The sequence below is a fragment of the Halanaerobium sehlinense genome (genome assembly GCF_055379485.1).
Genome location: NZ_AP042442.1, coordinates 641,662 through 653,919, shown reverse-complemented (window position 1 = coordinate 653,919; position 12,258 = coordinate 641,662). Strand labels below are relative to the sequence as shown.

The window sequence follows — 12,258 nt, the reverse complement described above, 5'->3', positions numbered from 1 at the left end:
TTACTGTTTTACACCTTGCTTTACTAATTTATTTTAAAATTTTCAACCTGAAAATATTTTTCTCTATGCTCTTTATGCCCAGTTTCTTTAGCTAATCTATAAATTTTATGATTTAAGAACTTCTTATCTTCCTGTTCTAAAACATTTTTATCAAAACCACCTAAAATATAATGGCTAAAATGCCAAACTTTTTCTTTAATATCTTTTGGACTTCCTTCAGCGATAATTACTAAGGCATCAATTATAGATCCTGCAACTGAGACATCTTGATTTCCATAATGGCTTAATTGATAAAAGGTTTTATAAAGCAGATCCCAAAAAGAAATATCTTCTAATATAAAACACAATTCATCTTTCTCATTATAATAATAAGTGTTTTCCAAATTAGCAACTGCAATTCTAGATAAAACCCATCCCAGCTGATTAATACAAAAAATTGCCGTGTTGGGATCATTAATACCAGGTGAAATTGCTCTTAAAGCCACTTCTGTTAATTTTAATAAGCCAAATTCTATATCATTTTTTTTGCTTCTTTCATTGTTAATTACTAAATTACCTAATATTTTATTTTTTATTTCTTCTAGCTTTTCTTCATTAAATTGGTCAGCATCTTTATTTAACTGCCAGATTTTAAAAACCACTGTATTCTCAGTAACATAATCACCAATCATTTTTTCAGCTCTCACAATAATATCATACTCATCAGCTAGTTTAGTAAGTTCAATATCATAAATGGCCTGAATATAACCACTTTGTTTTGGGTGAATCTCGCAAGAATCTCTTTCCAGCATTTTAGTTAAATTTTCAGGAGCTTCATTCCTTATTTGATCATTGCTATTATTTCTGGCCTCTATTTTATCTACAATTTCTATAACTTCTTCTTTAAGGCTTTCGATTAATAGGTTAACCTGAACAGAATTAGCTGCATGGTGGATAAAATATACAAAATAACCCAGACAAACAATAGCTACAATTACACCTATCATCGCTGAAAAAATAATGGATTCTCCACTACCCTGCATACTATCGTCAATAAACAATAAGGTAAGAATTGAATATATAAAGCCTGCTATAAATATCCCTAAGACTTTTAAGGTAACTTTATTCTTTAGAAAATCCTGCATCGTACGTGGAGAGAATTGAGATGAATACATTGTTAAAACAACCATAATAGTTGAAAAGGATACTGTAATCATCGCAAATAAAGATCCTGCGATTGTTGACAAAATGGTTTTTGATAAATCATAGGAGGTGAAAAAGTATGATGGTAAAATATTTACTAAAGTATTAGTATATTGATATTCTATAAAAATTACTATTATTGATAAAATAGTTGCAGATATTGCATAAATTGAAGGAATAAAATATATTTTATTTTCTATATTATGCAGGAATTTCAATTTCAAAATTTCCACATCCTCTTTAGTTATTATAACTTTTTCCTCTATAATTTAATTTCAACATAATTGTGTAATATCCTTTTTCTTAAGGGGATAAAATGAATCATAACTTATTAAAATTAATATAAAAAAACCCCTATAAATTCAGATTCAAAAAAACTTCTGAAAATATAGAGGGATTTTAGTTTATAATTTATTATTTTTGTTTAATTATTTTAGCCTTATCACCTTTAGAAAACAAGCAGGCATTTGCTTCATCATAATCAATATGCATACTCAAACTATAGTCTTTATTTACTCTAATCAATACATCTTTAAAAATAACAGGTCTTTCAGTCAGAGCTTCAATAGAAACTATTTCTCCATCCACTACATCTAAATTAGCAGCATCTTTTGGTGTCATATGTATGTGTCTTTTAGCAATAATAACTCCTTCTTCTAACTTTATAACGTTTTCAGATGAGGCTATAAAAACAGAAGCACTATTATCAATATTTCCTGAAAATCTCAATGGAGGATTAATCCCCAGTTTAATAGAATCAGTTTTAGAAAGTTCTACCTGTGAATGTGATCTTGCTGGCCCTAAAACTGCTGCTTTTTCAATAACCCCTTTTTTTCCTATAAGTTTGACCTTTTCTTCTGCCAGGAACTGGCCTGGTTGAGACAGTTCCCTTTTAGGAGTTAACTTATAACCTTCACCAAAAAGAGCATCAACATCCGCTTGAGACAAATGAACATGTCTCCCTGAAGCTTCCAGTGGAATTATTTTTTCTTTGTTAATTGACTCCCTTTTTTCAGTTAATGATTCTTTAATTATTTGTTCAATTTTCTCTTTTAATTCTGATTCTATCATTAAGAATCACCCCTAGTTTTTAATTTTTTAGTTATCTAGTTATTTAACAGCTCTAGTTACTAATTCTTTGATTTTATTATATTGGAATTCATAATTTAATTTTTCAACTATAGTAACTAATTCTCCAATATTTTTGATTTCTCTATTTCTATAAAAAATTTCTCTAGATACTTTTATTGCAAATTCTTGAGCAATTGTTCTGTTCTTTAAATCTTTAATTCTTTTTAAATCAAGACAAAGACCTCCATCATATAACCTACTAATTATTGTTAAAGAGATAAAAGAAAGAGTCTGATATAAATATTTATCAAAATACTTTTCTGTTTCTACAGATGATAAATTAGATTTTAATTTAAACAAACTACCTAATCTATATTCAAAAGAATTATAAACCTTTTCTATAAACTTTAATAAATATTTTTGATATTTCTTTCTTTGAAAACTATATTCAAGTCCTAACAGTGAAGAATAATTTAAAATTAAATTACCAATTAATCTTCCCATATCAAAGGAGGGTAAACCATAAGCAGCAAACTCTGTATCAAAAATCTTTATTTTATTATTTTTAATAAAAATATTTGAACTATGAAAATCACCATGAATTAAAGAAAGTTTTTTGTTATTAAATGTAAATCTAATCTCTTTTACTTTGTTGATAATCTTTTTGTCTTGACAATAGTTTAAGATTTTTTCTTTGATTAGAGGATTAATTTCTCTTTTTTCTGGTTGTAAAATAGCCCTAACAAAAATCAAATCATCCCAAACTTTTATTGATTCAGCCTTATTAAAGAAATTTAAAAGTCCATAAAATTGTTGTTCATCTAGAAAATATTTTGAACTATAAAAAGCTGTTTTCGCCAGAAAACTAGCAATTTTATCTTCGACATTTTTAACTCTTTTTCCTTTTATTAAAGAACTTCTTAAAAGCTCCATCCCTTCTATATATTCGAAAATAATTATATTGTTTTCACCGTCAAAAAAGTATACCTCAGGAACAAAGCTTGGACAGGTTTCTCGCCAAAATTTCAAAGAATAAAATTCTGAGTATATTCTTTTTTTAGGCAGCGGAATTTCAACATTTTCTACAGCTGCTTTTCTAACATAAGGAAGAACTTGTTTTAAAACAACCTTCTTTCCATTATTCTTATTCTCAATTAAAAATAAGTTGTTAGCAAAACCATTAACACTTAAAGTATTGGAGTTTAAACTCTTAATAGAAATGCTATTCAAATCTAAAAAAATATTAGTCTTTTCATTTATATATTCAGCTGCTTCTTCCAGTGTGAGCATCTCATCTAAATTCATTATCCACGCCTTCCAATCTTTGGTCACAATTATTTGCCAGAAATAAAATTGGATAATTCAGTAATTCCTTTTCCAGTCAAGGCACTTGTTAAAAATATCTTACCAGCTCCAGCCATATTTAAAATATCTTCAGCCTTTTCAATATCAGCTTCTTTATCATCAATTTTTGTCACAATACCAATTACAGGTCGCGTAAATATTGAAGCAAATGTAGGAGGGAAAAAATATTGTTCTGCAGTTGCATCAGCAACTAACCCAATTATCTCTGCCTCTTGAGCAGCAGAAATCAAAGCTGTATAATACTGTCTATTTTCTATATATTCGCCAGGAGTATCAATTACCTGATCTTCAAATTCTAAACTTTGTGTTCTAACATCAATTTTTTTGAATTTTTCACCATTCAATACTTTTAATAGTGTAGTTTTACCAGCCTTAGTTCCACCAATTAAAATTATATCTTTCATATTTATGACCTTGTAATCTCTGTTACGTCAAATCCTAAAACATGTTCTAATAAATTTAAAATATTTTTAAGAGCAGATTCAACACTTGATACTTTTCCACTAATAACTAATGAACCACTAAACCGATCAATAAATCCAATTTTAATATCTGCATTTTTACTAGCAGAATCTGCTGCAATTATTGCTGCCTCGCTGGGGGTAATAGTTAAAATTCCAAGAGCTTCATGCTTTTCATTTAGACCAATTTTTTTATAAATATCAGCTGAAGGATGTGCAATTAAATGAACTAGAGTCACCTGTTTTCCTGGCACATATTCTTGGATTACTCTATCTTTTTTATTATTCAATTCTGCCATGTTATCTCCTCCGGAAATAAGCATAATAATTATCCAACAATTTCTTTAATTATAGTTTTAATATGACTTTCTACAACGTCTTTTGCTTCTCTTGCAATAACCAGTTCTTCGTTTGTTGGAATAACATAAACATCGACCTTAGAGCTTTCTGAACTAATTTTCATTTCTTTTCCACGACAATTATTTTTATTCTCATCAATTTCAATACCGAAACAATCCATATTTGATGTTATTTTTTTTCTAACATTAACTGCATTTTCACCAATACCAGCAGTAAAGATTAATAAATCAACTCGTCCTAATAAAGCTGCATATGAACCAATATATTTTTTTACCCTCCTACAAAAGATATCTAAAGCAAGCTTTGCTCTTTTATTACCTGCTTCAGCTGCCTCACCAATATCTCTAAAATCATTACTAACTCCGGAAATTCCAAGTACCCCACTTTCCGTATTAAGAGTTTGATCAATTTCTTTAATATTCATATTTCTTTCTTTCATAACATATGGTATTATACCTGCATCAAGATCCCCGGACCTAGTACCCATAACCAAACCATCTAAAGGTGTTAAACCCATACTTGTATCAATTACTTTTCCATCTTCGATGGCTGTAATACTTGCTCCATTACCTAAGTGACAGCTGATAATTTTCAAATCCTTATAATCTCTCCCTAATAATTTTGCTCCTCTTTCTGAAACATATTTATGAGAGGTACCATGAAAACCATACCTGCGAACTCCATTATCTTCATACCATTCATAAGGAACAGCATACAAATATGATTTTTTAGGCATGGACTGATGAAAAGCTGTATCGAAAACTCCTACATCTGGGGTATTCGGCATTAAGTTTCTGCTGACTTCAATTCCCATAATATTTGCTGGGTTATGTAGAGGAGCTAATTTTATGTTTTCTTTTAAAGCCTTTATTACTTCTTCATCTATTAAAACAGAACCAGAAAACTTTTCTCCACCGTGGACAACTCTATGGCCAACAATATTTATTTCGTCCATATTTTCTAGTACACCATATTCTTTATTTTGCAGTATTTCAAGTACCATTTCTATTGCCTGGTTATGATCACTAATTTCCTTTTCTATTTCAATTTCATTATCCGCTTCAGTTTTATAACTTAAATATGAGATGTTTTCACCAATTTTTTCTACAAGTCCTTTAGCAATTACTTTTTCATTCTTTATATTTATTAACTGATATTTTAAAGAGGAACTTCCACAATTTAATACAAACACTTTCATATTATCTACCCTTTCTAAAAATGCTAATAAGCTCTCCTTAGTATTTTTATGATATCCTCTTTTCCTATAGAGCGAGGATTACTTTTTAACATTAATTTTTCCTTCAAAGCCAGTTCTGCTATAAATTCAAATTTATCTACTCCAAAATCATCTAAACTGTAATCTAACCCAATGTCTTTTTTAATTTTTTCTACTTCTTTTACCGCCTTATATGCTGCTTCCATTTCAGTCATATTATCAATATTAACCCCAAACAAACGTGCAATATTCGCATATTTAGCTGGATTTGCAATAATATTAAATTCCATAACATACGGCAAAATCATTGAATTTGCCAGACCATGAGGAATATTAAATTGCCCGCCTAAGGGATGAGAAATTGCATGTACCAAACCTAATCCACAGTTGCTTAGTGAGATGCCTCCAAATAAACTGGCAAGTGACATTCCTGCTCTTGCTTCCATATTATTTCCATTTCCTACAGCAGGTCGAAGATAATTTTTTACCATCTCAATTCCTTTTGTTGCAATCATTTCAAAAGGCAAAACAGCGTCATGAGAAGTATATGATTCTATACAGTGACTTAAGGCATCCATTCCACCAACTGCAGTCAAATATGGTGGTAATGTTTTGGTCATAACAGGATCAACAATACTAATGTCGGGTGCTAAATTTTCATTAGCTACAGCAAATTTCTTTTTAGTATTCTCATCTTTTATTACAATTGCTTTAGTAACTTCACTCCCAGAACCGGAAGTTGTAGGAATTGTAATTAATGGTAATTTGTCAGCAGTTATCTTTTCTGATAATTCTGTTTTAGAAAATGAAGCTCTAATTGCTTTAGCAGTGTCAATAGGACTACCCCCGCCAACTGCTACTAAAGCATCAATATTGTTATTTATGAGAAATCTAACTCCAGAATTAACTATTGCAATTGTTGGGTCAGGTTTTACTTGGTCAAAGATAAAATAATCAAAATCAGATTCTTTGAGTATTTTTTCAATTTTTTCAATTAATCCAGCCTCAATAATTCCCTGATCAACAACTAACATAATTCTTTTTGTTTCAAATGATTTTAGACTGTCATTTAATTCTTCTATTTTATTTTTGCCAAATTTAATTTTTGTTTTTATTTGAAATTCGAAATTATATAAACCCATTTATCCCACTCCCTACTAAAACTTACAAACAATAATCTAAAAACAACAAATTTTATAATAGTGTTGCAAATACTTCTTTATCCGGAGAAGAAATCATAACCTTATTAAATAACATTCCTGAATCTTTACCTGTATTAGCTCCTGCTTTTAAAGATTGTTCAACAGCACTAACATCTCCTGTAAAGCTAACATAAGCTTTACCACCTAAACCAGTTCCAAGCCGCACCTGGATTAAATCTACTTGAGCAGCCTTGGCAGCTGCATCAGCTCCAATAATAGCACTAGCTATACCAAAATACTCTAATACTCCCACAGCATTAATTTTTTTAATTTCTGTAGTACCATTAATAGCACTCAGGATCTGCTTATGAATTCTTGGAATAACCAGATGGTCTACTACAAATGGATCCCCGGCAGCTACACCTGACTCAACAGAAGATTTTACTGCTCCAACTTTTCCTGAAATCAATATTGTATACTTACCAGGACAAGTAGGTTGAGCAAGGATTAGATCAATATCTGCTGCTTTTTTCATTATATCTGCAACTTTTATACCCTGACTTATTGAATTAAACTCAAGTAGTCCAATTGTAGTAATCATGATACCACCTCTGATTTTTTAATTATTATTTGGTCATCATCTGCAAAAACTACTTCCCCTTTAATAGAAGCATGAATATTTATACTCAAAGAATTTTCTTTAGCCTCAGCTATTAAATCTCCTTTATTAACTTTGTCTCCTACAGAAACTATTTTAACTGCAGGTGCTCCTATGTGTTGAATAAGCTTAATTTCTACAATATCTATACTGCCTTTTATATTTTCAGCTATTTGTTGGTGTTTATACTTTGAAAGATCAATTCTTGCAATCTGTCTGTCAGTAGGGATTTTTCTAAAATCACGCATTGGGGGCGCTTGATAAGATTCTTTTTGACTTTCATATTTTTCACTAATTTTATTTTTATAATGAACATTAACTAATCTTGGAGAAAGTCCCATTGGACAGGCATAAAGTTCACAGATTCCACATTCACAGCATAGTTGAGCTGATTTCAATACTTCTTCATCATCCGAATATGCAAGTGCCCGCATTATTTTATGAGGCTCAAGTTCATGTCCTATTAAAAAACGAGGACAAAAATCAGTACACATTCTACACTGTATACAGGCAGCTTTTGCCTGGTTTTTTATATGTTCTATACTCTGTTTATTTCTTTTAATAATAAAATGATCTTTAGGAACAACTATAACAGCACCATCTCTTTTAGTTATTGTAACCCCTTCTACTTCTTCTTGACTATAATTCTTGCCCATCATAGGTCCGCCAAGAATAACTGAATATTCTTCTATTCTAGTTCCCCCAGCAATTTCAATACATTTTTTAACTGAAGTTCCAATAGGTACTTTAATAATACTAGGGTTATTTACTTCACCTAAAACAGAAACATATTTATCTGTAACTGGTTTATTTTCCAAGGCAAAATAAGTATTTTTTAATGTTCCTACATTTGTCACAACTGCACCGACATCTATTGGTATCCCACCTTCAGGCACAGTCCTGCCAGTTATTTCATAAACCATAATTTGTTCATCACCTGCAGGATAAAAACTTTCCATTAAAAAAAACTCGATATTGTAATTCTTTTTTTTACTTATTTCTTGCAAACAGGCTATTTCATCTTTATATTTCTTTTTTAATGCAAATACTATTTTTTCTGCTTTAATATTTTCAGCTACTATATTGACAGCATCCAATATTTCTTCAGTAAAATTACGCATAAGATATTTATCAGTCATTAATAAAGGTTCACACTCTGCTCCATTAATTATTAAATATTCTGCCTGGCAATCATACTTAACATGAGTAGGAAAACCGGCACCACCGGCCCCTACAACTCCTGCTTGATATATATCATCAATTAGACTCATATTAAAACTCCTCTCAATAAACAACTAGAAATTTAAATAATTGAGAAACCATCTACTAAAACACATCTCCTTTTACGTGTAAAGCTTCTAGCAGAAGTTAGTCCTTCTCCAGTAGGACCAGCAATAGTAAAAGTGGCATACCCTTCTCCCCCTGCTCCAATACCTGCATATGAAGGAGCATTCTTTACATAAATAGTCGTTTCAATTTTTTTAGCAAATTTTGTTAAATTATCAACATTTTTAGAATGAATCATAGCGGTATGTCGATTTCCTTCCTCAATATCAACTCCCATCTCCATAGCCTCATTAAAATCTTTGGCTCTTACTAGAGGAATAACCGGCATTAGTTGTTCTTTTTGAACAAATGGATGCTTCAAATCTACATCTACTACAACTAAACGCAAATCTTTATTTTTAGCTTTAAGTCCTGCTTCATTTAATATATATGCTGCATCTTTGCCAACTAAACCTTTATTTATTGAACCATCTTCATTTAAAATCACTTTTTCCAAAGCTTTTATATCATATACTAATTGTGCATTTTCATTTGTCATAGCTTCTAGCAAAGAATCAGCTATACTATCTAAAGCTACAATTGCTTTTTCGGAAGTACATGGTAAATTATTATCAAAACTGGCCCCATTTATTATATCTTTTGCCACTCTTTTTAAGTCCACAGTATCATCTACTAAAACAGGGGGGTTTCCAGCTCCAGCTCCAATAGCTTTTTTACCGGAAGATAGGGCTGCATTTACTACTCCTGGTCCACCAGTTGCAACAATCATTGCAATCCTCTCATCTTTCATACAACTTTCAACTGTTTGAAGAGTCGGTTCATTTACAGCAGTTAATAAGTTTTCTGGACCTCCAGCATCTACAACTGCTTTATTTAATATTTCAATAATAAACTTAGAAACTTTTTTTGCACCTGGATGACTGTTAAAAACTACCCCATTACAACCTGCTATCATAGAAATAGCGTTTGAAATAATAGTTTCTGTTGGATTTGTTACAGGTGCAATTGCACATATCACGCCAAAAGGTGCTTCTTCTACAATAGTTAAACCCTTCTTACCACTATAGGCTTCAGTTCTTAGATCTTCTGTCCCTGGTGTCTTATTAATTGCTAAATTATTTTTAACTATTTTATCTTCAACGCGACCCATCTCTGTTTCCTCTACAGTCATTTCTGACATTTTTTCTACATACCTAGCGGCAGCTTCGCGCATAGATTTAATAATCTTTTCTCTATCCTCAATAGAATAGTTTAACTGTAAACATTCTTGTGCCTTTACAGCTGCTGAAATTGCATCATCCATCTTAGTAAATATACCATTATTCTTTTTGTTTAGATCAATAATTTTATCCTGTTGTTTATTTAATGAACTAATTACTTGGTTTACAATTCTATTTAATTCATCTTTTTTAATATCCAATTTTATTCCCCCTTTACTTAAATCAATTAGTTGTATATCTATTTTCGAAAAAATTAACTCCAGAATCAGCCACTTCAATATCTTCTTGAACACTACCGCCGCTGACCCCAACTGCACCAATCACTTCACTATTGAATTTTATTGGTATACCTCCACCAAAAATAACTATATTGTCACAACTTTTATCAAGACCATACAACATTTCTCCGGGTTCAGTTAAAGTTTTCAACTTTTCTGTAGTCATCCTTAAAGAGTAAGCTGAATAAGCTTTAGCAGGTGCTAAGTCTATACTAATTGGAAGTGCACCATCCATTCTTTTAAAATAAATAAGCTGTCCATCATTCCCAACAATAGCTATTGACATAGGAACATTAATTTCTTTTGCTTTTTCAAAACATTTATTAGCTATATTTTCTGCAATTTTTAAGTTAATTTTCATTTTTATCACCTTTTAGGGCTAAAACTTTTAAAACCTTCTCCGTAATCTGTTCAACTAAATTTCTATCATCAGAAACTCTGGCCATTATATATAATAAATCAGAAAGCCTATTAATATAACTCTTTAAAGTATTTGAGTAAAATAAATCTTCACCTTCGGCTGCAACCATTCTTCTTTCAACCTTTCGACATATGGTTCTGCATATATCAAATAAACTCCCTATTTCACTTTCTCCAGGTACAGTGAACCCTTTAAAGTTAAATTTTACCTGATATAAATCTAACTTTTCTTCAATATAATTCAAATGTTTATCAGAAATTTGTTCTTTAGGTTTTTTAGAAAGAGAGGCCAATTCCGCTGCAGCTATAAATAAATCTTTTTGTATCTTATAAATTACAGCATTAAGATCTGAATATTTACTTTTAGAACGAATTAAACCAAGGTACGAGTTTAATTCATCGACAGCTCCATAGGCTTCAACCTGTGGATCAGATTTTTTTATTCTTTCTCCACTTAAAAGGCTGGTATTCCCTTTGTCTCCCCGTTTAGTTGCTATCGACATTTCTACACCTCCCTAGAACTCACTTTCATCCAGCTCTATATCATCAATAATACCAACTATAGCCATATCAATTGGGCTATCAGAAAACTGATCAACTTTACGCGCAGCACTTCCTTTGGCAACTAAGACTCTTTCTCCAACTCCTGCCCCAACTATGTCAATTGCAACGAAACAATCTTCTTTTTTTGCTTTTCCAAAAAGAGGTTTTATAACAAGTAATTTAGAACCTCTTAAAGATTCGTCTTTCTGGGTTGCAACAACATTTCCAACTACTTTTGCTGTAAACATATTATCATCCCTTTTCTTTCTGCTATCTCTCTTGCATATGGTGTGATTATTGCATTACTTTTTAAATAAATTTTATCTATATCTTTAGCTAATGGATTAATATCTTTATAAGTTATTACTTTTGATTCAAGATAAATACTTTTATTATCTGATTTATTTAAACTAGAAACAGTATTTTGTGAACTCGACTTATTAACAATTTTTTTGTTATCACCATTTAAGATTGAAAAAGATTTTTCAGCAAGATTATCTGCAGCAGTCAACTGGATACCATACGACTTAATTTTTTCTAAATGACGCTGATTTTCTAACTTAATTGCATCAGAAAAATTATTAAAACCAAGGTTTTGCCAGCCCTCTCCATTTAAATCTGCTGCATCAGATGCTGCAACAACAGGAACAGATGCCATTAATGATCTAAAAATGTAATCTAAAAGAAATGTATCTAGAAATTGTGCTGATAGTTTTGCAGCAGTGTTTCGGGTTAAAACTGGAATCAATATTAAATCATTCTCGTTAACTGTATTAAACTGAATTGGTTTTTGTCTAATCTGCTGTTCAAATTCACATCTTATTTTATTATGATTATGAATTTCTTTAGCTGATTCTGAGAAAATAAAATTCCAAATTACATTATAATTATTATCTATTTTTTTCAATTGAGATAAGGATTCTTCAAATTTAATTTTACCTCCTGTAAAAACAACAGTGATTTTCATTTTTTTATCTGCTTCTAGAGCAGTTATTACTTTCTCAATTATTTTTCTAATAAGATCTTCACTAATCTGATTCACAATTATTCCTCCT

At 30.7% G+C, this 12,258-nt stretch carries 14 protein-coding genes; all 14 read right to left on the bottom strand.

Features of this window, described 5'->3' with window-relative positions:
• Window positions 1-23: 23 nt before the first annotated feature.
• The 14 genes from ACZ446_RS03255 to ACZ446_RS03190 all read right to left on the bottom strand — a co-directional run bounded on the left by ACZ446_RS03255 (window position 24) and on the right by ACZ446_RS03190 (window position 12,245).
• Complete coding sequence (locus tag ACZ446_RS03255; RefSeq protein WP_464393708.1) at window positions 24-1,415, bottom strand: DUF2254 domain-containing protein; 1,392 nt, start codon at window positions 1,413-1,415, stop codon at window positions 24-26.
• A 181-nt stretch (window positions 1,416-1,596) separates the two neighbouring features.
• Window positions 1,597-2,253 carry a phosphate propanoyltransferase gene (gene pduL / locus ACZ446_RS03250; RefSeq protein ID WP_464393707.1) on the bottom strand — a complete coding sequence of 219 codons (657 nt, stop codon included), beginning with the start codon at window positions 2,251-2,253 and terminating at the stop codon, window positions 1,597-1,599.
• Window positions 2,254-2,292: 39 nt separating this feature from the next.
• Window positions 2,293-3,558, bottom strand: coding sequence for a phosphotransferase (locus ACZ446_RS03245; protein WP_464393706.1), 1,266 nt, complete (start codon window positions 3,556-3,558; stop codon window positions 2,293-2,295).
• 29 nt (window positions 3,559-3,587) lie between these two features.
• On the bottom strand, window positions 3,588-4,022 hold the full coding sequence (locus ACZ446_RS03240) for a EutP/PduV family microcompartment system protein (RefSeq protein WP_290769543.1): 435 nt from the start codon (window positions 4,020-4,022) through the stop codon (window positions 3,588-3,590).
• A gap of 2 nt (window positions 4,023-4,024) precedes the next feature.
• Entirely contained in the window at window positions 4,025-4,378 is a 354-nt protein-coding gene (eutS, locus tag ACZ446_RS03235) for an ethanolamine utilization microcompartment protein EutS (RefSeq protein WP_290769540.1), read from the bottom strand.
• Between the two features lie 29 nt (window positions 4,379-4,407).
• Window positions 4,408-5,637, bottom strand: coding sequence for an acetate/propionate family kinase (locus ACZ446_RS03230; RefSeq protein WP_464393705.1), 1,230 nt, complete (start codon window positions 5,635-5,637; stop codon window positions 4,408-4,410).
• Window positions 5,638-5,660: 23 nt separating this feature from the next.
• Window positions 5,661-6,797 (bottom strand): iron-containing alcohol dehydrogenase, encoded by a 1,137-nt coding sequence (locus tag ACZ446_RS03225; protein WP_464393704.1) that lies wholly within the window; start codon window positions 6,795-6,797, stop codon window positions 5,661-5,663.
• A 52-nt stretch (window positions 6,798-6,849) separates the two neighbouring features.
• A complete protein-coding gene (locus ACZ446_RS03220) occupies window positions 6,850-7,398 on the bottom strand; it encodes a BMC domain-containing protein (RefSeq protein WP_089722943.1) in 549 nt (182 codons plus the stop codon).
• Complete coding sequence (locus ACZ446_RS03215) at window positions 7,395-8,726, bottom strand: 4Fe-4S dicluster domain-containing protein (protein WP_464393703.1); 1,332 nt, start codon at window positions 8,724-8,726, stop codon at window positions 7,395-7,397. The genes ACZ446_RS03220 and ACZ446_RS03215 overlap by 4 nt, the downstream gene beginning before the upstream one ends.
• A gap of 32 nt (window positions 8,727-8,758) precedes the next feature.
• Window positions 8,759-10,162, bottom strand: a complete 1,404-nt coding sequence (locus ACZ446_RS03210) for an aldehyde dehydrogenase family protein (protein ID WP_464393702.1) — start codon at window positions 10,160-10,162, stop codon at window positions 8,759-8,761.
• Window positions 10,163-10,184: 22 nt separating this feature from the next.
• On the bottom strand, window positions 10,185-10,601 hold the full coding sequence (locus ACZ446_RS03205) for a GlcG/HbpS family heme-binding protein (RefSeq protein ID WP_464393701.1): 417 nt from the start codon (window positions 10,599-10,601) through the stop codon (window positions 10,185-10,187).
• Entirely contained in the window at window positions 10,591-11,163 is a 573-nt protein-coding gene (locus ACZ446_RS03200) for a cob(I)yrinic acid a,c-diamide adenosyltransferase (RefSeq protein ID WP_464393700.1), read from the bottom strand. Before ACZ446_RS03200 ends, ACZ446_RS03205 begins: the two co-directional genes overlap by 11 nt.
• 12 nt (window positions 11,164-11,175) lie before the next feature.
• On the bottom strand, window positions 11,176-11,451 hold the full coding sequence (locus ACZ446_RS03195; protein ID WP_089716148.1) for a EutN/CcmL family microcompartment protein: 276 nt from the start codon (window positions 11,449-11,451) through the stop codon (window positions 11,176-11,178).
• On the bottom strand, window positions 11,433-12,245 hold the full coding sequence (locus ACZ446_RS03190; RefSeq protein WP_464393699.1) for a flavoprotein: 813 nt from the start codon (window positions 12,243-12,245) through the stop codon (window positions 11,433-11,435). Before ACZ446_RS03190 ends, ACZ446_RS03195 begins: the two co-directional genes overlap by 19 nt.
• Window positions 12,246-12,258 lie beyond the last annotated feature (13 nt).